The organism is Streptomyces sp. NPDC049040, assembly GCF_043197715.1.
Taxonomy (GTDB): domain Bacteria; phylum Actinomycetota; class Actinomycetes; order Streptomycetales; family Streptomycetaceae; genus Actinacidiphila.
Map to the genome: position 1 here is coordinate 25,178 of NZ_JBICTO010000008.1, position 21,805 is coordinate 46,982.

Sequence of the window (21,805 nt, forward strand, 5' to 3'; positions counted from 1 at the left end):
CGACGCGGGAGGTCGGGCAAGGTGGAGGGCATGACGGGTGGTCGGGTCGGCGAGCTGGAGCGGGCACTGCGCGGGGTCGTGCGGGGCCAGGTGGAGTGGGACGCGGGGGCGCGGGCGGTGATGACGATGGACGCGTCCAACTACCGCACGGTGCCGCGGGCGGTGGTGGCGCCGCTGGACGCCGAGGACGTGGCGGCGGCATTGGAGGTGTGCCGCGAGAACGGTGTGCCGGTGACCGCGCGGGGCGGCGGGACCTCCATCGCCGGACAGGCCCTCGGCACCGGCGTCGTCATGGACTTCACCCGGCACATGAACCGCCTGCTGGACATCGACCCGGGAGCGCGGACCGCCCGGGTGCAGCCCGGTCTCGTACTCGACGAACTGCGGCGGGCCGCCGCCCCGCACGGCCTGACCTTCGGACCTGACCCCTCCACCCACAGCCGCTGCACCCTCGGCGGCATGATCGGCAACAACGCGTGCGGCTCCCATTCGGTGGCCTGGGGCACCACCGCCGACAACGTACGCGCACTCGACGTGCTCACCTACCGGGGCGAGGCCGTCAGGCTCGGCGGCCCCGCCGGCGCGTCCCCTGCGATGCCCGACCGGCTGCGGGACGGGCTCGCCCGGCTGGTGGACGGCAACCTGGCGCTGCTGCGCACCGGCTTCCCGCAACTGCCCCGCCGCATCTCCGGATACGCCCTCGACCGGCTGCTGCCCGAGCACGGCAGGGACGTGGCGCGGGCCTTCACCGGCAGCGAGGGGACACTCGGCCTGCTCACCGAGGCGACCGTCGCACTGGTGCCGGCCCCGGCCGCGCGGGCGCTTGCGGTCCTCGGCTACGCCGACGAGAGCGCGGCTGCGCAGGCCGCGCACCTGCTGCTGCCCTGGCGGCCGTTGACGGTGGAGGGGATGGCCGCCGACCTGGTGGGGGAGGCCGCGGCGGCCGGGCTGCCGCGCGGAGGGGCCTGGCTGTTCGTGGAGACCGGTGGCGACGGTCCCGCCGAGGCCCTGGCCCGGGCGCGGGAGATCTGCCGGACGGCCGACGGCGTGACCGGTCACGCCGTCGTCGCCGACCCCGCGGGGCAGCGTGCCCTGTGGCGGATCCGGGAGGACGCCGCCGGCACCGCCACCCGCATGCCCGACGGCACCGAGGCATGGCCGGGCTGGGAGGACTGCGCGGTCCCTCCCGCCCGACTGGGCGCCTACCTGCGGGATTTCCGGGCCCTGCTGGCCGGGCACGGGCTGCGCGGCGCGCCCTACGGCCACTTCGGCGACGGCTGCGTGCATGTCCGGATCGACTTCGACCTCGTCGACCCGGCCGGCGTCGCACGCTTCCGCCGCTTCTCCGAGGCCGCCGCGGACCTGGTGGTGTCGCACGGCGGCTCGCTCTCCGGCGAGCACGGCGACGGCCGGGCGCGCGCCGAGCTGCTGCCGAAGATGTACGGCCCGGATGTGATCGCACTCTTTTCAGATTTCAAGGACCTCTGGGATCCCGACGGCCGGATGAACCCGGGAACGCTTGTTCGTCCCGACTCCATTGATAGCAACCTGCGCTTCGCCGCGCTGCCGTCCGCCGGCTCCGGACCGGTCGACGTGGAATTCACTTATCCGGGTGACGGCGGCGATTTCGTTGCCGCCGTCCGCCGCTGCGTGGGAGTGGCCAAATGTCGTACCTCGGCGGCCGTCGGTGACGGTGGGTCGGCTGTCATGTGCCCGTCTTTCCGGGTCACCGGGGAAGAGCGGCACTCCACCCGGGGCCGGGCCAGACTGCTGCACGAGATGCTCGCAGGCGAGGTCGTCACCGACGGCTGGAGGTCGCCGGAGGTCAAGGAGGCCTTGGATCTGTGCCTGTCCTGCAAGGGCTGCCGGTCGGACTGCCCGGTGGAGGTGGACATGGCGACGTACAAGGCGGAATTCCTCCACCACCATTACCGCAGGCGGCTGCGGCCGCGCGCGCACTACTCGATGGGCTGGCTCCCGGTGTGGCTGAAAATCGCCCAACGGGTCGCCCGGCCGCTCAATTTCCTTGGCCGAGTCCGGTCAACCGCCTGGGTGGTGAAACGTATCGCCGGAATCGCCAACCAGCGCGAATTGCCCGAACTGGCAGCCGAGACATTCACTCGATGGTGGGACACCGATGACACGAATGGGGGAAGCCGGGTGTCGGTCGGTGCATCGAGCGACGCCGGGTCGTCGGGTGCCGGATCGAGGGGCGCCGGGTCGTCGGGCGCCGGGTCGTCGGGCGCCGGGTCGTCGGGCGCCGGATCGAGGGGCGCCGGGTCGTCGGGTGTTGCGTCACCGGGTGCTTCCTCACCTGGCGTCGCGGCAGTCGACGGCGCCTCAGAGGTCGGTGGCCGCACGGTCGTTCTGTGGCCCGACACCTTCACCGAGCACCTCTCGCCGGAGGTCGGCAAGGCCGCGGTGCGGGTGCTGCGGGCGGCCGGACTGCGCGTCACCCTCCCGCCCGCTGCGGTCTGCTGCGGCCTGACCTGGGTGTCCACCGGCCAACTCGACCGCGCGAGGACCGTGATGCTGCGCACCCTCGACCGGCTCGCGCCGGTCCTGGACGCCGGCCTGCCGCTGGTCGTGCTCGAACCGAGCTGCGCCGCGGCCCTGCGCACCGACCTCCCGGAACTCCTCGGCCCCCGCGACCCGCGGGCAGCCGTACTCGCCGCGTCGGTCAGGACCTTCGCCGAGGCGCTGGAGGAATACGCGCCCGGCTGGGACCCGCCGCGGCTGGACCGCACGGCCGTCGGCCAGACCCACTGCCACCAGCAAGCGGTGCTCGGCGACGCCGCCGACCGGCGGCTGCGCGAGCGCGCGGGCCTGACCGGCGAGCTCACCGGCGGCTGCTGCGGGCTCGCCGGCAACTTCGGCTTCGAGGCCGGGCACTACGAGGTCTCGGCGGCCTGCGCGCAGGAGGCGCTGCTGCCCGCACTGCGCGCGGCCGGGCCCGACGCGGCGGTGCTGGCCGACGGCTTCTCCTGCCGCACGCAGATCGCCCATCTCGGCGACGGGCCGCCCGCCCGGCATCTCGCGGAGGTCCTCGCGGACGCGCTGGACGACGATGCGGTGGCCTCCGCCCCCAACGGGTAGTCCGCGCCGGATGCGCCACCGGGCGCGGCCCGTGCGGATGACGCCTGTCCGGCATCGGGGGCCGGCGGTATACGAGACGAGGTCGCACCGGCTCGCTCGCACCGGCGTGGCCCGCGCGGGCGGGGACGGTCGCGCCAAGGCGCCGTCGAAGACGCCCTGGACGACGCGTGGCCCGCGCGGGCGGGGCCGGTCGGTGCTGGGGCCCGTGACGGACGTGACGAGGTCGCACCGGCTGGCTCGCACCGGCCCTCGTCCCGGCGTGGCCCGCGCGGGCGGGGCCGGTCGGTGCTGGGGCCCGTGCGTATGAGACGAGGTCGCACCGGGTGGCTCGCACCGCGGCCCGGGGCCGGCGAGGGGTCGCCGGGACCGGGCCGGGTCGTGCAGGGGAGGGGGCGGGTCAGGACGTGGTCGTCGGGTCGCCCTCGATGTCGTGCAGGCTGCGGGTGCCTGGGCCGATGTAGCGGGCGGAGGGGCGTACCAGGCGGCCCGTGCGCTTCTGCTCCAGGATGTGCGCGGACCAGCCGGCCGTACGGGCGCAGGTGAACATCGAGGTGAACATGTGTGCCGGCACCTGTGCGAAGTCCAGCATGATCGCGGCCCAGAACTCCACGTTCGTGGCCAGGACGCGGTCGGGGCGCCGCGCGTGCAGCTCGGCGAGTGCCGCCTTCTCCAGCGCCTCCGCCACCTCGAAGCGCGGTGCGCCCAGCTCGCGGGCCGTGCGGCGCAGGACGCGGGCCCGCGGGTCCTCGGCGCGGTAGACGCGGTGCCCGAAGCCCATCAGGCGCTCGCCCCTGTCGAGGGCGGCCTTCACGTACGCCTCGGCGTCGCCCGTGCGCTCGATCTCCTCGATCATGCTGAGGACGCGGGACGGGGCTCCGCCGTGCAGCGGCCCCGACATGGCGCCGACCGCGCCGGAAAGCGCGGCGGCCACATCGGCGCCGGTGGAGGCGATGACGCGGGCGGTGAAGGTGGAGGCGTTCATGCCGTGCTCGGCCGCGGACGTCCAGTAGGCGTCCACCGCGGCGACATGGCGCGGGTCCGGCTCCCCACGCCAGCGGATCATGAAGCGCTCGGCAATGGACTGCGCCTTGTCGATCTCCTTCTGCGGCACCATGGGCAGCCCCTGCCCGCGCGCGGACTGGGCGACGTACGACAGCGCCATGACCGCGGCACGCGCGAGGTCGTCGCGGGCCTCCTCGACGTCGATGTCCAGCAGCGGGCGCAGGCCCCACACCGGGGCGAGCATGGCCAGCGCGGACTGCACGTCCACCCGGATGTCACCGGAGTGCACGGGGATGGGGAAGGGCTCGGCGGGGGGCAGTCCCGGGTCGAACCGCCCGTCGACCAGCAGGCCCCACACGTTGCCGAAGCTCACATGCCCGACCAGCTCTTCGATGTCGACCCCGCGATAGCGCAGCGAGCCGCCCTCCCTGTCGGGTTCGGCGATCTCTGTCTCGAACGCGACGACTCCTTCGAGCCCGGGTACGAAGTCGGACATGAGGCGGCTCCTCTGATGCTGTCGTTGCTCGTGGCGGTACGGCTCTCCGGTCATGCCCCGTCACAGGAGTGCGCACCCTGCTCCATTCGGACCAGTCATTCTCGCGGTACGCGGACATGACAGGGTGAGTGAGATGGCGCACACCGTCCGCGACCAGTGCGCCGTCACGCACCCGCCCGGCACTGCGAGGATGTGCGGGTGCCAGAACCACATGACGACCAGCCGTACGCGCCCGACCCGGCCGCCATGCGCGAGCGCTACCGCACCCAGGGCATCACCATGGACGACGTGGCGGCCGAGCCGTACACCCAGTTCACGCGCTGGTTCGCCGACGCCGTTGCCGCCGCGGAGGCGGGCGCCATCGCCGAACCCAACGCCATGGTGCTGTCGACCGCGGACGCCGAGGGTCTGCCCGGCTCGCGTACCGTCCTGCTCAAGGGGTACGACCCACGCGGATTCGTCTTTTTCAGCAATTATGAGTCCCGCAAGGGCCGCGCGCTTGACGCCAACCCGCGGGCCTCGCTGCTGTTCCCGTGGCACGCGATCGCCCGCCAGGTCATCGTCGGCGGAGACGTCACCAAGGTGTCGCCGGAGGAGACCGCCGCCTATTTCCACAGCCGCCCGTACGGATCGCAGATCGGCGCGTGGTCGAGCGAGCAGTCCAGCGTCGTCGGGTCGCGCAAGGTGCTGGAGGAGCGCTACGCGGAACTTGCCGCGCGCTGGCCCGAGGGCACCCGGGTGCCCGTGCCGCCCTTCTGGGGCGGTTTCCGGGTCGAGGCGGTCTCCGTCGAATTCTGGCAGGGGCGGGACAACCGGCTGCACGACCGGTTGCGCTACGTACGCGGGGCCGGCGGCTGGTCGCTCGAACGGCTGGCACCGTAGCGGTGCCGGTGCCACAGCGATAGCCGTAGCCGTAGCCGGGCTTCACGGACTGCGGCGCGGCACATTGCCGCGCGTCCGGGGTCCGGGAACGCGAACGACCCGCGGGCTGCCCCCCGGAGCCTTGCGGCTCCGGGCACCGGCCGGACAAGTCCGACGAGCCCGCGGGTCGGGTAACTGCGTGGGATTGGCGCGCATCGCGCACGCCTAGTGCGCGGAGCTAGCCCGCAGTCACCTCACGTGTCCGACTGCAAATCATGCTTCAGACCACCTCCCTTCGTGTGTGCCGCAAGAGTAGGAAGCCACGGACGTGACGCACAACCGATTTATGTAAAAGGTGTGTGACGCAGCCCACACGGGGGTTGAATCTGGTGACGTGCAGCCTTTCGATGCGCAACCGAAACCGCTGGGCGACGGCAGCGGCGATGACGACACCGGCGGCTCTGCGGGGCTTACGGCCCCGGCGGCCACCGAGGGGCACGAGGGCGACGAGCAGCTGCTTGCGGCACTGCTCGACGGCATGGAGGCGGGCCTGTGCGCTTTCGACCGCACCGGCGTGATAACCCACTGGAATGCCGAGGCCACCAGGATTCTCGGCTGGACCGCGGACGACGCCGTCGGTCGGCGCGGCTTCGCCGGGTGGGCCGCGCGTTCCCCGGACGCGGCCGAGGCGGAGGAAAGGCTGCTGGGGGCGATGGATTCCGCCGGCCGCCAGGTGCACGAATTCGCCCTGCTGACGAAGGACGGCCGCCGGGTGCTGGTGCGTACCCAGTCAGCGGCGGTGCAGGGCACCGACGGCAGGCCCGCCGGGGTGTACTGCGCCTTTTCCGAGGTGCACGTGCAGATCGACCTGGAGCGTTCCATCGCGCTCAGCGAGGCGCTGTTCACGGACGCTTCCTGGGGCGTGGTGCTGATAGACGCCGATCTGCGGCCGGCCGTCGTCAACGCGAAGGCCTCCCGGCTGCTCCAGACCGGCCGGGAGGAAGTGCTGGGGCGTCCGCTGGGCGACCTGCTGACCCAGGGCGTGGAGGAGCTGGAGAACGCGCTCCAGCACGTGCTCGCGGAAGGCGCCCCGCCGGCCACCACCGACCTGTGGCTGGCACTGAGCGCGGACCAGGAGAGCAGGCGCCGCTGCTGGCGCAGCGGATTCGTCCGGCTCGGCTCACCGCTGGGCGAGGAACCGGTGCCGCTCGGAGTCGGCTGGCTGTTCATCGACATCACCCGGCAGAAGGCGACCGAAACGGACGGCGCGCAGGTCCGCTTCCGCTACCAGCAGCTCCACCGCGCCGACCGGGCCGCCGCCGAGTGCGGCACGGCGCTGGAAGCGGCGGCGCTGCAGCTGGACTTCGCGCTGGCGGGCTTCGCCGACCACGCGCTGCTCGACCTCGCCGACGACGCCGGACGCCTGATACGGATCGCGGCCACCCCCACGGGTGAGCCCGGCCCGTGCGAGTTGACGCCGGGCGCGGCCGACAGCGGCATCCCGGTGGGCTACCCGCTCGCCCACCCGGCGCTCCAGGCGCTGGAGCGGATCGGCACCGTGAGGACCAGTTTCGGGCCGCCGACCGGGGCGGAAAGTGCCGCGGAGGCGCGGGTCGACGAATGGGCCGCGGCCAGGCGCTGGCCGCCCGGCACCGTGCACGGCCTGGTCGCGGTGCTGCGCAGCCGCGGCCGTACGGTCGGGGCGCTGACCTTCCTGCGCGGCTCGGGGCGCCGGCTCTTCGACCGGCCCGACGCGGCCTACGCGGAGGACGTGGCCGCGCGGGTCGCGATGGCGCTGGACCTGGCAGGTCTGGCCGGGGAGCGCTGACCGGGCCGCGGACGGCGGCCTGCCGGCGCGGGTGGGGACGGGGGCCGCCCTGATGCCGGGCCGGTGGAGGGTCGGCGGCAGGCCCGCTCCGGGGCCGGCTCCCGGCCCGTGCCGGGCCAGCCCCGGACCGGCGGCGGGCCAGCCCCGGACCGGCGGCGGGCCAGCCCCGGACCGGCGGCGGGCCAGCCCCGGACCGGCGGCGGGTCAGCGGCAGGTCAGTGGCGGCTCGGTGCAGCTCAGCGTCGGCTCAGTGGCGGAAGAAGATCCGGTCGCGGTACTGCTCGAAGATCCGGCCGTTCCAGTCGTGGCCGCCGTCCACGTTGCCCGAGCGCAGCATGGGCGGGGTGATACCGCGCTCCGCCAGGTCGGTGGCCGCGGTGGCGACGACGGCCTGCATCAGGGCGCTGGTGACCACGGTGGAGGCCGGACCGAAAGGCGCAGGGATGGCGTCGTCGGACAGCTCGGCGTCGCCGACGGCGATCTTGGAGTCGAGCACGATGTGGCAGTGGTCCTTCAGGAAGGTGCCGGACACGTGCCGTGAGCTGGTCTGCTCGGCGTAGGCGACCGAGGTGACTCCGATGACGGTCAGGCCGAGCGCACGCGCGTTCTGCGCCATCTCGACCGGCAGGGCGTTGCGGCCGGACAGCGAGATCACGAACAGCACGTCGTCGCGCTTGACGGGGCTGGTGTCCAGGACGACGCCCGCGAGGCCGTCCACCCGTTCGAGGGCGCTGCCCAGGGTCGCCGGCATGACGTCCACGCCGACGACACCCGGCACGGACAGCAGGTTGATCAGGGCGAGTCCGCCCGCGCGGTAGACGACGTCCTGGGCCGGCAGCGAGGAGTGGCCCGCGCCGAAGACGAAGACCCGCCCGCCGGAGGCGATGGCGTCGGAGACGGCGGTCGCGGCCGCCTTGATGCCGGCCGCCTCCTCGTCGCGCACCCGGCGCAGCAAGCCGATCGCGGCGTCGAAATACCGGTCGGCCAGGTCCTCGGGGGGCTCAGTCATGCGGATCACCGTGGGGCCAGGGCGCGGCCGGTGTCAAGAATCCGGCATGGGGGAGGCGGTATTCGCGCTGCGTCACGCACGGGTCCATCGCCGGGTTCACGTCCGGTTCCACATGGGGGTTCACGGGCGGGCTTGTGGTCGGGCCCGTCGTCAGGGTCGGGCCCGGGGCCATCGGATCGTCCGCGATGTGGACAACGGGTGGCTGGTGACGAAGGTCGCTGCCGGGATGCCCGGCGCAGGATACGGCGGCTTTGCGCCTCGTCAGGGTTGATAAAGGGCCTGTTTTCCGGCTTTCCCTGCCCGTTCGCGGGCTGGATCGGCGGATCCGCGAGGGGTGGGGGACTCACGGCGGGGCCGGTTGTCGGTGCTATGCGTCAGAATTGTCCTCAGGGCCACGCACGAGTTAACGAGGGGCGCGCATGTCCGGACTGATCGACACGACGGAGATGTATCTCCGCACCATCCTGGAGTTGGAGGAGGAGGGTGTGGTCCCCATGCGCGCCCGAATCGCCGAGCGGCTGGACCAGAGCGGCCCGACTGTCTCCCAGACGGTGGCGCGGATGGAGCGGGACGGGCTGCTGCACGTGGCAGGCGACCGCCATCTGGAATTGAGCGACGAAGGCCGCCGCACGGCCACCCGCGTGATGCGCAAGCACCGCATCGCGGAGTGCCTGCTGGTCGACGTGATCGGCCTGGAGTGGGAGCAGGTGCACGCCGAGGCCTGCCGCTGGGAGCACGTGATGAGCGAGGCGGTGGAGCGGAAGGTCCTCGAGCTGCTGCGGCACCCCACGGAGTCGCCGTACGGCAATCCGATTCCGGGTCTCGAAGAGCTGGGCGAGAAGGGGGAGGTCGACGCCTTCCTCGAGGACGGCATGGTCAGCCTCAGCGACCTCAAGCCCGGTGCGGTCGCGGCCAGCGTGGTCGTCCGCAGGATCGGCGAGCCGATCCAGACCGACGCCCAGGTGATGTACACCCTGCGCCGGGCCGGTGTGCAGCCGGGCGCCGTCGTGAGCGTGACCACCTCACCCGGGGGCGTCCTGGTCGGGAGCGGTGGCGAGGCCGCCGAGCTCGACGCGGAAGTCGCTTCGCACGTCTTCGTCGCCAGGCGGTAGGACCCCCGGCCGGTGATCGGCCACCCAGTGGACGAGGGGCCGCCCCGGCGCCGAGACGACGGCGCCGGGGCGGCCTTTCCCCTCCCCCTTGTCCCTCCCCATGGGGACCCCCACGGAGGAGCCGGGACCCCGAGCTTCCCGGTACCTCCCCGCGACCCGCTTCCCCTTCGCGCCGCGCCCCGCTGAAAATCTCCCCTCGGCCCGGGTCGTCAATCCTTGAGCGTTGTCACTCGAACGAGCGGTGTTGGAGGCGTGAGGCCCGTGTTCGAATAAAAGTTCGATAGCGTGGATCGAGAAGACGCAAGGAGCAGCCAGCAGGGCGGACGACGACCGGAAGGAAGGGGGTGCGGCACATGAAGCAGCACGTGGACCAGCACACGACCCGGCGATACGGGGTCACGGGAGAGGGCGGTATCCGCCTCGCGGCGTGGGACTACGCTGCGGCGGCAGGCATCGCGGACGCCGCGGCGGAGCCTCCGCGGGGCAGCGGCCCCGGGGGCGACGACCGGCCCGGTGTCCTGCTGCTGCACGGACTGCTCGGCCGCGCCTCGCACTGGGCGGCGACCGCGCGCCGGCTCGCTCCGCGCTATCGGGCGCTCGCACTCGACCAGCGCGGGCACGGCAGGAGCGAGCGGCCGGAAGGGCCGTATTCGACCGAGGCGTATCTCTCCGACGCCGTCGCCGCCGTCGAGCAGCTGGGTCTTGCCCCGGTCACCGTGATCGGCCACTCCATGGGCGCCCTCACCGCCTGGCAGTTGGCGGCCCACCGTCCCGATCTGGTCGCCGCCGTCGTCATCTGCGACATGCGGGCCGCGGCACTCGGCGAGGCCGGACAGCGCGAGTGGGAGGACTGGACGCGGTCCTGGCCGCTGCCCTTCGCCACCCTCGGGGACGCCCGCCGCTGGTTCGGCGAGCAGGACCCCTGGGCGGATCCGCCCAATCCGGTGCGGGGCGACTTCTTCGCCGAGGTCATGTCCGAGGGCGACGACGGCTGGCGCCCGCAGTACGCGCCGCGACACCTGCTGCGTTCCCGTGACCCCTGGATAAGGGACGCGCACTGGGACGAGCTGGCCGGCGTCGGCTGCCCCACCCTGGTCGTGCGCGGACTCGGCGGGGAGCTGGGGCGGGCCGAAGCCCAGGAGATGGTCCGGGTGCTGCCCCGCGGCCACTACGCCGAGATACCGGACGCCGGCCACCTGGTCCCGTGGGACCAGCCCGATGCGTGGTGCGACACCGTGGAGCGGTTCCTGCGCGAGGTGGTGCGGGAGCCGCAGAGCGCGACACCCGCGTGACGCGACGGCGGACGGCGGTCGGGCGACGGCGGGGACGTCAGGCCGGGTGACGTCAGGCCGGGATGACCGTACGCCGGACGGCGATGCCGGGTGCGGTGCGAGGGCGAGGGGGTCGACGGAGACGGCGGAGGTACGGAAGTGGCGTGAGGGTACGGTGAGGGCTCGGTGATAAATGGTGGCGCCCATTGGCGATGCGGCGCCCGTGCGCCGAGGGACCGTCGAGCGTGCCGGGGGCCCGGGGGCTGGGCGAGTGCCGTGAGGGGGCGCGCCGCAGGTGGGCGCGGCCGTCGCGTACGCGGTGTCCTGGCCTGCTGGTAGCTTGCCGTCGCTGGATTCGTATCGCGTCATGGGGGAGCACAGTGCGTCTTGCGTTCACGAGAGCGGGAATCGCCGCGGTGGCGGTGGCCGCCGTGCTGGCGCTGAGCAGTTGCAGCAGTGGCGACAAGGACGGGGAGAAGCAGCCGACGGTCAGCAGCACCGCGAGCGTGACGGGGCAACCGGTCTCGCCGTCCGCGTCCCCGCCCGCCACGGCGACCCCGGAGCCCACGGCCACGACGACGGGGCCGGCGGAGTCGGCGGGCAGCGACCCGACGCAGACCGTGGAAGGCGTGTGGCTCGCGACCCAGGGCACGACCAAGGTGCAGCTCGTACTCGGCCAGGGCAAGGCCGCTCTGACGAGCACGCACCTGTGCGGCGGGGGCTACACCGACCAGGACGGCGTCGGGCTCAACCTGACCTGTATGGACGGCGACACCGAACGCACTGTCGGCCGAGGTGTGCTCGCCGCCGACGGGAAGACGCTCACGGTGCGGTGGGACAACGGCCCGACCGACGTCTTCGCGCGCACCGGACTGCCCAGCAGCTGACCCCGTGTGGGTGGCGCCGAACGGGCCCGGGGCGTTCCGATCGTGTCATCGCCGCGCAACAAGTGTGTAGCGGTGGCGGGGCTTGCGAAGCTACTACTGCAATCGCGGCGCGGGTGCGCTAGCGTCCCTCGGGCGGACGAGGGGTCCGCGGAAGTCCTGAGAAAACGGGGAGGCTAGATATGTCCATCCATGGTGCTGATATTCAGCAACTGCGCGACCTGTCAGGCAAGTTCAGCACGGAGGCGGGCAATCTCGGCACGCTGATCGGGCACCTCCAGACCGCGACGAGCAGCAGCGAGAGCTACTGGAAGGGTCCGGCCGCGGAGCGATTCCGGAGCGAGTGGGCGCAGCTGAAGCCCACCTTCGACAAGTTCGTCGCCACTCTCCACGACGCGCAGAAGTCGGCCAACACCAACGCCGACAACATCGAGGCCGCCACCCGCTGAGCGCCGTTGCGTTCGCGGCAATGTGCCCGCCCACGCGCGTGGGGTGGGCAAGGGGCCGGACCCGGGAACACCCCCGGAGCTCCGGCCCCTCTGCCATGCGCCCGGCCCCGGCTTCCGGCGTGGTCCGGGTACATGACCGGGGCCGGCCCCGGGTCAGTCCAGGCCCACGGCCTGGATCTGCACCAACTCGCCGCCCCGCACGAGCAGTCCGCGGCCGGTCGGGCCGCCGCCGACATCGCGCGGCAGCCGTACGTTGAACAGGTCGCCCTCCGTCGCACCCTGCGGGGCCAGCAGCAGGCCGTTGCGCGAGCGCCGCGCCTCGACCAGGAAGCCGCGGTACTGCGAGCCCATCTGGTCGGCGGACCCCGCGGCGATGAGCGCGTGGTCCCCGTCGAGGCCGGACTTCACGACGCCCTCGAGCGCGGCGTCCAGCGGGGTGTCGTAGATCAGCTCGCCGTCGTCGACCACGACCACGTACGGGCCGCCGGCCGCTTTGGCCGTCAGCTCCTTGAGGTCGTCCTGGCCTGCGTCGGCGCCCAGCATGCCCAACACCCCAGGCTCACCGGCGAGATCACGCAGTGGTGAGCGCCGCGGGGTGACCAAGACCACCGGCACGCCGTTGCCCGTGATCGAGCGGGCCGCCGCGATCAGCGTCGTGGACCGGCCCGACTTCTGCGGGCCCGCGATCACGAAGCCGGGACCCGATTCGCGCAGGTCCACGCCCAGCGGCTGGAGTTCGTCGCCGCCCACCCCCAGCAGCGCCCACAGCGGGGACGGCGGTGCGAAGTCCGGCTCCAGCGCCATCGCCTCGGACACCGTGATGCGCGGCGGCAGCGGGTCCACCCGCATCGGCCTGGCCCGCCGCGGCAGCCGGCCGTATCTCTCGGCGGCCTCGCGGCCGATCCGTTGCAGCGCCTCCACCTGCGCCTGGCCGGCGGGTTCCGGGGCGAGCAGGGCGATCTGGCTCTCCTGCACCCCGCGGTCGGTGGGCCGCAGCGCCCGCCCCGACGGCATGGCCTTGGGCACCTCGCGCGCCGCGAGACCGCCGGTCGTGTAGTCGTTGGTGTCGGCCATCCGCAGGATCAGCTTGTCGGCGAAGACCGACGAGATCTGCCCGTTGAATCCCGAGCGGTCCGCGGTCATCACGACCTTGAGACCCGCGGCGGCGCCCTCCCGGAACAGCCGGTTCGCCCCTTCGATCAGCTTGCCGTAGTTGTAGGCCTCGAAGGTGGAGGTGTAGCCCTCCCAGCCGTCGAGCAGCAGCACCATCCAGGGCAGCCGCTCCTCCGGCGTCGCCGCCATCGCCCGCTGCTCGGCGGCGCTGGACGCCCCGCGCATGGCGAGGAGTTGCTGCCGCCTGGACACCTCTCCCGACAGCCGGTCCAGCAGCCGCGACAGCCGCTCCGGCTGGTCCCGGGTGACGATGGCGCCGCAGTGCGGCAGCCCCACCAGCGGGAGCAGCGCGTTGGCGCCGCAGTCGATGCCGTAGAGGTGGACGTCCTGCGGCGAGGCGTCGCGGGCCAGCGAACCGGCGAACGTGCGCAGCGCGGTGGACCGGCCGGAGCGCGGGCCGCCGACGATCAGCACATGCTCGCCGTGGACCACGTCCACCGCCAGCGGCGCCCTGGCCTGCCGTGCGGGCAGGTCGGTGAGCCCGTACGCGACCGGCGGCACGTCCCGCCAGCCCGCGCCGGAACCCGCACCGCCGGCGCCCCCGGCACCCGTGCCCCCGGCACCCGCGCCCCCGGAACCGCCCGAGCCGACCGCACCCGCCCCCACCAGCTCGTCCACCGTCACCTGCTCGGGCAGCGGGTCCAGCCACGGCTTGCGCGGCGCCGGCAGCCCCAGCAGCCCGGCCGCGTCCCGTATCGCGTCCACCAGCACCGCAAGGTCGGTGACCATGGTGCCGTCGTCCGCGTCCTCGCCCGCTCCGGCCGGCATGGGGCGGCCCAGCGCCGACCAGCGCAGCGCCTGCACACCGGCTTTGGCGCGCTGCTGCCCGCGCGCGGGCCGGCGCCCGCCGATCCGCGCCGATTGCACGCCGACCAGTGACTGGGCGCCGGAGCGCACATAGGCGCGCCCCGGTGTGGACTTGGCGATGGCGCCCGAGTCGGGGGCGTCGATGACGTCGCGCGACTCGTCGGCGTCGGTGACCCGCAGCGCGATGCGCAGGTTGGTGTTGGCGCGGATGTCGGCGCTGACCACACCGGCCGGCCGCTGCGTGGCGAGCACCAGGTGCACGCCCAGGGATCGGCCACGGCGGGCGATGTCGACCAGCCCGGCGACGAAGTCGGGGAGTTCCGCGACCAGCGAGGCGAACTCGTCGATGATCAGGACGAGTCGCGGCATGGGTTCGAGTTCGGGACGCAGCCGGCGCGCGTCGCTGTAGTCCTCGATGTCCTTGGTGCTCGCGGAGAACAGGATCGTCTCGCGGTGGTGCAGTTCTGCGGCCAGCGAGGCAAGGGCCCGCTCGGTCAGGTGCGCGTCGAGGTCGGAGACCATCCCGACGGTGTGGGGCAGCCGTGCGCAGTCCTGGAAGGCGCTGCCGCCCTTGTAGTCGATGAGCACGAAGTTCAGCGCGTCGGGCCGGTTGACGACGGCCAGCGAGGTGATGACCGTCTGGAGGAGTTCCGACTTGCCCGCGCCTGTGGTGCCCGCGACCAGCGCGTGCGGGCCGTCCCTGCGGATGTCCAGGACGAAGGTGCCGTCGGCGCCGATGCCGATGGGCGCGGCGGTGCTGGACCCGCCGCGCTGCCAGACGGCGGCGACGTCCTGCCCGGTCGGGTCGGGCATCCCGAGCAGATCGAGCAGCCGGGCGGAGGTGGGCAGCGCGCTGTCCGCGTCGTCGCGGCTGACATCGCGCACGGGTGCGAGCGAGCGCGCCACCAGCTGGCACCAGTCACCGCCGACCTGGTCGGCCAGGACGTCGCCGAGCGCTTCGAGGCCCGCACCCCGCAGGTGCACCCGGCCGCGATCCTGCGGCGACCAGCACACCGCCGCCCGCACCTCCTCGGGCAGCAGCCGTTCGTCCTCGTCGAGGCACAGCGCGAAGATGCCGAACCGCGGCCCCTCCTGGAGCAGTTGCGGCACCCCGGGGGTGCGGCGCAGCAGCCGGGCACCGTCCAGGACCACCAGGACGTAGGGGTCGGGCCGCATCCGGCCGCCGCCTCCCGCCGCGAGGGCGTCGGCCTTGCGCCGCTCCAGTTCCTGGAGCAGTTCGGTGATCCGGCGGCCGGTCGCCTCGCCGTCGGTGCCGATCAGCGCGACGCAGTCCTGGCCCTGCTGCGGCGCCATGTGCGGCAGCCAGTGCGCCCAGCCCCACGCCTGGTCGGCGTCGTGCTCCGACGACAGCAGCACCATCGACAGGTCGCGGGGGCTGTGCAGTACGGCGGCCTGCGCGACCAGCCAGCGTGCGGTGGCCAGCGCCCTGTCGCGTACCCCCGCCACGCCGACCACCCCGAGCTCGGGCAGCGGCAGCGGCACCGGCACGTCGTTGACCTGCGGCGGTACGGGCTGTGCCGCGCCCTCCGGCAGATGCCCCGCGGGCAGCAGCTCGATGTCGGCGGGCAGGTCCGCGACGCCGATGCGCAACCGCAGCGCGTCGGGGTCGGTGATCCGGCGCTCCCACAGCCGCCGGCGCGGCCCGGTCGCGAACAGCAGGATTTCCGCGGCGTCGGGGAATGCGGCCCGCCGCTCCGCCCGGTCGGTCAACCGGGCTCCCTCCAAGGCGATTTCATGGGCGGCGAGTTCTGCCTTGTACTGCTTTGCGGTATTCCGGTTCCGCTTCTTTCCTTCACGCGATTCGCTCATCCACTGCCCGAGCAGCATCACCGGACTCATCACGCAGAAGAGCAGCATGTACACCTGGTGCACCATGAAATACATCGCCAGGCCGAAAAACAGGGGCACCAGCGCGGCGATCATCTGGAATCTGGCCGTCTCGCCCTTTCCCGGCGGTTGCGGCACATACAGCCGCGGCCGCGGCGGCAGCGATCTGAGCCGCGGCGGCCGGTTGTAGGCCAGGCCGCCCTCGCCCATGGGCGACAGATGCGCGTCGGGCTCGCTCGGCACGTCCAGCACCAGCACGGTGTCACCGGCCCTGACCTGCGCGCCCGTTGACCACTCGCGCTTCTGGCCGCCGAGCGGCACGCCTTCCAGCGTCAGTTCGGAACCGGGCTCCGCGGCCAGCGTCACCTTGCCGTCCGCGCCCACCGAGACACGGGCGGCCAGCGGGGCGAGCGCGTCGTCCGGCACCGAGACGGTGCAGCGCTGTCCCGAGCCGACGGTCGCCGTACCGAGGCCGAGCCTGGCCACCCGGCCGGCGCCTGGACCCGCGCACACTCGCAACTCGTAGCGCCCCGAGGGTTCTCCGGCCCGCATGAAGGGCCCGATCGAGTCGTCGACGGTGACGCGCATGCCGTCGCGCAGCACCGCGGCGGCGGGTGCCTGCGGGTCGCATCCGACGCCGTCGGCCCACAACCGCGGTGCGTCGTCGCGCTGTCCGCGCGCGCCGGGGAAGGCGACCACCGTGCCGCCGCCCGCCTGCCGCGGGTCCGGCTGCTGTCCGCCGCCGGTGGCCTGCGCCAGTGCCGCGGCGACATCGGCGGCCACCGCGCCCTCGTCGGCCGTGATGACGACGTCCTGCCCGTCCAGACCCTGCTGTACGACCGTCACGGTCACCCGCATGGGACGTTCCCTCCCCCGTCGCGGCCGGTCCGCCGAGCCCCATACCCCGGCCCTGCCCGAGTCCGCGCACCTGTCCCTGGAGGCTATCCGCCCCCCGAAACATCACGTAACCCCCTTTGCGGCGGGGCCGGTGTGCGCAATCGGTGAACGAATCGGGGAAACCGTCCGCATCCGTCGCAGTCCGAGGTGCCGGCCGGCGCGGTTCCCGGAGCGGCGGCTGTGCGGAACTGTTGCAGCTCTGTGCCTGGCTTGTCGCGCAACACTCCTTGAGGGGGTTTATCCGCCGCTGATAGCGTGCCGTGACTTGACATCGGCAACGGGGCGGCGCCGCAGGCCATTTGCGGCGAACACCACCCCTGACGCAGCGATTTCGAAGAAGCCGGCCGACGGGGGCAGTCACGTGAGGACCAGGGATCGTTCCAGCGGAGGCGGTGGCGCCGGCCGCCCGGCGGGCGTACCCGCTCCGGCACTCGGCGTGCCAGGTGGCGAGCGCCTGCCGGTGGCACCGCGGGAGCGCAAGCCCGCGCTGGCCGCCCTCGCCGTCCTGCTGATCGTGCTGGGAGCGCTCGGCGCGACCCTGATGGTCGTCAGGGCGGGCAACAAGGTGTCGTACGTCGAGGTCACCCAGCCGATCGCGCCCGGCGACCAGATACCGGCGGCCGCGATACGCGAGGTCATGCTCTCCGACGACTCCGGGCTCGAACTGATCCGCTGGCAGCAGCGCGGCGACCTCGTCAAGAACTACCGGGCCGCGGTCACGCTCGTACCCGGCTCGATCCTGACGAACAAGATGATCACGACGAAGGACAACGTCCTCACCGCGGGCAAGTCGCTGGTCGGACTGTCCCTGAAGGACGGCCAGTTCCCCAAGGGCGGCATCAGCGTCGGCGACACCGTGGCCGCCTGGGTGGTCGGCAACGACGCGGCGAAGAGCCAGAACGGCACCGCGGACGCCGGGACTTCCGGCAGCACCGGCGGCACCGCCCCGCAGAACACGCTCATCAGCAACCACCTGATCGTCAAGTCGATCGACTCCGACGCGTCGGGCCTCGGCAGCGGCGACACCAACGTCACCGTGATCGCCGACACCGCGGACGTCGGCCCGCTGACCATCGCCGCCTCCGCCAGCAACGTCGCCCTGGTCCGCATACCGCCCACCGGCGGTAACTGAGCGAGCGGGCGGACCACGTCATGGCACTGATCGCCCTCGCCGCCGACAAGGGGTCGCCCGGCGTCACCACGACCGCGCTCGCGCTCGCCGCGGTGTGGCCGCGCCGAGCGCTGCTCGCCGAGACCGACCCCGCGGGCGGCGACCTCGTCTACCGCTCGCGCGCCGCGCACGGCGGCATCCTCGACCCCAACGCGGGACTGCTCTCGCTCGCCGCGACCGCCCGACGCGGCCTGGCCGCAGAGCAGTTGTGGGACCACGCGCAGCCGCTCAGCGGCGGACTCGACGTGATCGTCGGCATCGGCAGCGCCGAACAGGCCGCCGGTCTGGCCGGTCTGTGGCCGATCCTCGGCGAGGCCTTCGCCACCCTCGCCGAGTCGCCCAACGGCGCCGCCGACGTCATCGCCGACTGCGGCCGGATCGGCGGCGACACACCGGCACTCGGGCTGTTCGCGCACGCCTCCCTGGTGCTGCTGGTGGCCAGGACCGAGGCGGAGCACCTGGCGCGGGTCAGGGACCGGGCAGGAGCGCTGTCCGCGAAGCTGCACGGCGCGCAGCGCGGCGCGGGCGCCCTCGGCTACCCGCCGATCGGCATCGTGCTGATCGCCGAGCCGGCGCACAGCGCCAGGATCGCCGCGCAGGCCAACGAGATGCTGGTCGCCTCGCACATCGCCGCCCGCGTCGTCGGCACCCTCGCCCACGACCCGGCGGGCGCGGAGATGCTGGCCGGCCGCCGCCGAGGCCGGCTCGACAAGTCCCTGCTGATCCGTTCCGCCCGGCAGGTCGCCGCCGACGTACCGCAGCGGTACGGAGTCTTCCGATGAGCGAGATCGACCACCAGCTGGTCAAGCGGTTCCGGCAGGACGCCGGCGACCGCATCGCCGAGCAGCGCCGGCTGGACCAGGTGGCCGGTGAGATCGCCATGTCCGCCGAGGACGAGCGGCAGTTCGCGCGGGCGATCATCGCGCAGATCCTGGAGGACTACGCTCGCGCCGAGATCACCGTCGGCCGCACCCCGCCCGACGCACTGGCCGAGGAGGCCTACGCGGCAGCGGTGCACGCCGCGCTCTTCGGCGTCGGCCGGCTGCAACCGCTGCTGGACGACCCGGAAGTGGAGAACATCGACATCAACGGGTGCGACCAGGTCTTCGTCGGTTACGCCGACGGCCGCGAGGTCCAGGTCGAACCGGTCGCCGAGAGCGACGAGGAACTCGTCGAGCTGATCCAGGTGCTCGGCGCCTACTCCGGGCTGTCGTCGCGCCCCTTCGACTCCGCGAACCCGCAGCTCGACCTGCGGCTGCCGGACGGGTCGCGGCTCTCCGCCGTGATGGACGTGACACGGCGGCCCGCGCTGTCCATCCGGCGCGCCAGGCTCGGCAAGGTCTTCCTCGCCGACCTGGTCGGCAACCACACGCTGACCCCCGAGCTGGGCAGCTTCCTGTCCGCCGCGGTGCTGGCCCGCAAGAACGTGATGATCGCCGGCGCCACCAACGCGGGCAAGACCACGCTGCTGCGGGCGCTGGCCAACGTCATCCCGTCGCACGAACGCCTGATCACCGTCGAACGGGCCCTGGAGCTCGGCCTCGACCAGTTCCCCGAACTGCACCCCAACGTAGTGGCGTTCGAGGAGCGACTGCCCAACTCCGAGGGCCAGGGCACCATCTCGATGGCCGAACTGGTCCGACGCTCGCTGCGGATGAACCCCTCCCGCGTCATCGTCGGCGAGGTGCTCGGCGACGAGATCGTCACCATGCTCAACGCCATGTCGCAGGGCAACGACGGCTCGCTGTCCACCATCCACGCCAACAGCTCGGCCGAGGTCTTCAACCGCATCTCCACCTACGCCCTCCAGGCCCGCGAGCGGCTGCCGGTCGAGGCCTCGCAGATGCTGGTCGCGGGCGCCATCGACTTCGTGGTCTTCGTCCAGCGCCGCAACGACTACCAGCACGGCGGCACCCTGCGCCGCGTCGTCACCTCGGTCCGCGAGGTCAACGGCGTGGACGGCAGGGTCCTTTCCAGCGAGGTCTTCGCAGAAGGCAGGGACGGCGCGGCGGTCCCGCACGCACCGCTCTCCTGCCTCGACGAACTGCTCGCATGCGGCTACCAGCCCACGGGGGTGTGGCGGTGATGACCGGGGTCTTCTCCTTGTCCGTGATGTACGGACTTCTCGCCGGAGCGCTGGCCGGCGGCGGTGTCGCACTTCTCGTGGTCGCGATCCGCGGCTGGGCGCCCAAACCCGGTGTGGCGGGCCAGACGTCCGCCGACCGCGCCTCCGAACTCGTGCGCTTCCTGTCGCAGCGCGGCTCCGTCGCCGCCGTGGCCGGGATCGCCGTACTGGGCCTGACCCGCTGGGCGGTGCTCGGGGTCGCCACCGCGCTGCTGGTCTTCACCTGGGACAAGCTCTTCGGCGGCGCCGCCGAGGAGCGCGCCGCGATGAAGCGCGTCGAGGCGCTGGCCTCCTGGACCGAGTCCCTGCGCGACACCATCGCGGGAGCCGTCGGCCTGGAACAGGCCATCCCCGCCTCCGCCCGCGCCGCCGCACCGGCCCTCCGCTCCCACCTGGAGTCGCTGGTCGACCGGTTGCGCTCGCGCACCCCGCTGCCGGACGCGCTCCAGCACCTCGCCGACGAGATCAACGACGCCTCCGCCGACATCATCATCGCCGCGCTGATCCTCAACTCCCGGCTGCGCGGCCCGGGTCTGCGCGACGTGCTGGGTGCCCTGGCCAAGTCGGCACGCGAGGAGGTGGACATGCGGCAGCGGGTGATGGCGCAGCGGGCCAGCACCCGGCGCAGCGTGCAGATCGTCGTCATCGTCTCGGTCGTCGTCGTCCTCGCCCTGGCGATCTTCAACCGCGGCTTCGTCAAGCCGTACGGGACGCTGGTCGGGCAGCTCGTACTGGCCATCGTCTGCGCGCTCTTCGCCGGCGGCTTCTGGTGGCTGCGGAGCCTGTCGAAGGTCGAGACGCCGGCCCGCTTCCTGGTCCACGCGCCCGACCCGTACAACCAGCGGCAGGAGGTGGGCCACCGATGAACGTCATAGCCCTCGCGGCACTGCTCGGCGCGGTCACAGGACTCGGTGTCTTCGCCCTGATCAGGGCACTCGCACCGCGCCGCCGCAGCGCCGCGGCCACCATCGCCGAGATCGACGCGCTGCGCGCCGCGGGACCCGCCTCCGGGCCCGCCCCGCGGGCGGGCGACGTGCGCGGCCGGCTCGGGCAGCGGCTCGCCGCGTTCTATCGCGAGCAGGGCTGGGAGATGCGCTCGCTGCGCGCCGACCTGGCCGTACTCGACCGCAGCTGGGAGGCATTCCTGGCCACCAAGATCCTGCTCGCCGCCGCCGGGCTGGTCTTCGGCCCCTTCCTGTTCGCCATCGTGTGGCAACTGGGCTTCGGCGTCAGCCCGATCGTGCCCGTCTGGCTCGCCCTGGCCTGCGCCGCGCTCTTCTTCTTCCTGCCCGACGTCGAGGTGCGCCGCGACGCCGCGGACAAGCGCAAGGACCTGCGCCGGGTGATCGGCGCCTATCTGGACCTGGTCGCGATGAACCTGGCGGGCGGGCGCGGACTGCCCGAGGCGCTGATGACCGCCGCAGAGGTCAGCGACGGCTGGGCGCTGGTCCGTATCCGCAGCTGCCTGGCCGACGCCCGGATCACCGGCATCAGCCAGTGGGTGGCGCTCGGCAGGCTCGGCGCGGACCTGGGCATCGACGAACTGCAGGACCTGTCTGTCGCGTTGGGCCTCGTCGCCGATGACGGGGCCAAGGTCAGGGACTCGCTCTCCTCCCGCGCGGAGACCATGCGGCACCGCGAACTCGCCGAGATCGAGGGGTCGGCCGGCGAGAACTCGCAGTCGATGCTCGTGGCGCAGCTGATGCTTGCCGCCGGCTTCCTGGTCTTCCTGATCTTCCCGGCCGCCATGCGCGTCTTCCAGGCCTGACCCCCCGA

At 72.9% G+C, this 21,805-nt stretch carries 15 protein-coding genes; 12 read left to right on the plus strand and 3 right to left on the minus strand.

Features of this window, described 5'->3' with window-relative positions; translation table 11 throughout:
* Positions 1–30 precede the first annotated feature (30 nt).
* On the plus strand, positions 31–3,096 hold the full coding sequence (locus ACGFMP_RS21350; RefSeq protein WP_393674346.1) for an FAD-binding and (Fe-S)-binding domain-containing protein: 3,066 nt from the start codon (positions 31–33) through the stop codon (positions 3,094–3,096).
* Between the two features lie 397 nt (positions 3,097–3,493).
* On the opposite strand, the gene ACGFMP_RS21355 is transcribed toward ACGFMP_RS21350, so the two are convergent.
* The gene (locus ACGFMP_RS21355; RefSeq protein ID WP_393674347.1) at positions 3,494–4,594 is read right to left on the minus strand and encodes a citrate synthase 2; all 1,101 of its coding nucleotides are present in this window, start codon (positions 4,592–4,594) and stop codon (positions 3,494–3,496) included.
* A gap of 246 nt (positions 4,595–4,840) precedes the next feature.
* Between ACGFMP_RS21355 and pdxH the strand changes: the two genes are divergently transcribed.
* Positions 4,841–5,476 (plus strand): pyridoxamine 5'-phosphate oxidase, encoded by a 636-nt coding sequence (gene pdxH / locus ACGFMP_RS21360; protein ID WP_393674623.1) that lies wholly within the window; start codon positions 4,841–4,843, stop codon positions 5,474–5,476.
* 373 nt (positions 5,477–5,849) lie between these two features.
* The gene (locus ACGFMP_RS21365; RefSeq protein WP_393674348.1) at positions 5,850–7,283 is read left to right on the plus strand and encodes a PAS domain-containing protein; all 1,434 of its coding nucleotides are present in this window, start codon (positions 5,850–5,852) and stop codon (positions 7,281–7,283) included.
* Positions 7,284–7,530: 247 nt separating this feature from the next.
* Here the strand turns inward: ACGFMP_RS21365 and ACGFMP_RS21370 are convergent, their stop codons facing one another.
* Positions 7,531–8,292 (minus strand): SIS domain-containing protein, encoded by a 762-nt coding sequence (locus tag ACGFMP_RS21370; RefSeq protein WP_393674349.1) that lies wholly within the window; start codon positions 8,290–8,292, stop codon positions 7,531–7,533.
* 419 nt (positions 8,293–8,711) lie between these two features.
* Here ACGFMP_RS21370 and ACGFMP_RS21375 point away from each other — a divergent pair, with 419 nt between their 5' ends.
* The 4 genes from ACGFMP_RS21375 to ACGFMP_RS21390 all read left to right on the plus strand — a co-directional run bounded on the left by ACGFMP_RS21375 (position 8,712) and on the right by ACGFMP_RS21390 (position 12,008).
* Positions 8,712–9,404 (plus strand): metal-dependent transcriptional regulator, encoded by a 693-nt coding sequence (locus ACGFMP_RS21375; protein WP_393674350.1) that lies wholly within the window; start codon positions 8,712–8,714, stop codon positions 9,402–9,404.
* A gap of 353 nt (positions 9,405–9,757) precedes the next feature.
* Positions 9,758–10,696 (plus strand): alpha/beta fold hydrolase, encoded by a 939-nt coding sequence (locus tag ACGFMP_RS21380; RefSeq protein WP_393674351.1) that lies wholly within the window; start codon positions 9,758–9,760, stop codon positions 10,694–10,696.
* 359 nt (positions 10,697–11,055) lie between these two features.
* Positions 11,056–11,562: a hypothetical protein gene (locus ACGFMP_RS21385; RefSeq protein ID WP_393674352.1), complete on the plus strand. Its 507-nt coding sequence runs from the start codon at positions 11,056–11,058 to the stop codon at positions 11,560–11,562.
* Between the two features lie 179 nt (positions 11,563–11,741).
* The gene (locus ACGFMP_RS21390) at positions 11,742–12,008 is read left to right on the plus strand and encodes a WXG100 family type VII secretion target (protein ID WP_393674353.1); all 267 of its coding nucleotides are present in this window, start codon (positions 11,742–11,744) and stop codon (positions 12,006–12,008) included.
* Between the two features lie 153 nt (positions 12,009–12,161).
* Here ACGFMP_RS21390 and ACGFMP_RS21395 read toward each other — a convergent pair whose 3' ends face one another.
* On the minus strand, positions 12,162–16,694 hold the full coding sequence (locus tag ACGFMP_RS21395) for an FtsK/SpoIIIE domain-containing protein (protein WP_393674354.1): 4,533 nt from the start codon (positions 16,692–16,694) through the stop codon (positions 12,162–12,164).
* A gap of 475 nt (positions 16,695–17,169) precedes the next feature.
* Between ACGFMP_RS21395 and ACGFMP_RS21400 the strand changes: the two genes are divergently transcribed.
* Genes ACGFMP_RS21400 through ACGFMP_RS21420 form a run of 5 tightly spaced genes read left to right on the plus strand, consistent with a single transcriptional unit; the run spans position 17,170 to position 21,797 of the window.
* On the plus strand, positions 17,170–17,865 hold the full coding sequence (locus tag ACGFMP_RS21400) for a hypothetical protein (RefSeq protein ID WP_393674355.1): 696 nt from the start codon (positions 17,170–17,172) through the stop codon (positions 17,863–17,865).
* A 20-nt stretch (positions 17,866–17,885) separates the two neighbouring features.
* Entirely contained in the window at positions 17,886–18,686 is an 801-nt protein-coding gene (locus ACGFMP_RS21405; protein ID WP_393674356.1) for a hypothetical protein, read from the plus strand.
* Complete coding sequence (locus ACGFMP_RS21410; RefSeq protein ID WP_393674357.1) at positions 18,683–19,990, plus strand: CpaF family protein; 1,308 nt, start codon at positions 18,683–18,685, stop codon at positions 19,988–19,990. Before ACGFMP_RS21405 ends, ACGFMP_RS21410 begins: the two co-directional genes overlap by 4 nt.
* On the plus strand, positions 19,990–20,895 hold the full coding sequence (locus ACGFMP_RS21415; RefSeq protein ID WP_393674625.1) for a type II secretion system F family protein: 906 nt from the start codon (positions 19,990–19,992) through the stop codon (positions 20,893–20,895). The genes ACGFMP_RS21410 and ACGFMP_RS21415 overlap by 1 nt, the downstream gene beginning before the upstream one ends.
* Positions 20,892–21,797, plus strand: coding sequence for a type II secretion system F family protein (locus ACGFMP_RS21420; protein WP_393674358.1), 906 nt, complete (start codon positions 20,892–20,894; stop codon positions 21,795–21,797). Before ACGFMP_RS21415 ends, ACGFMP_RS21420 begins: the two co-directional genes overlap by 4 nt.
* Positions 21,798–21,805: the final 8 nt, after the last annotated feature.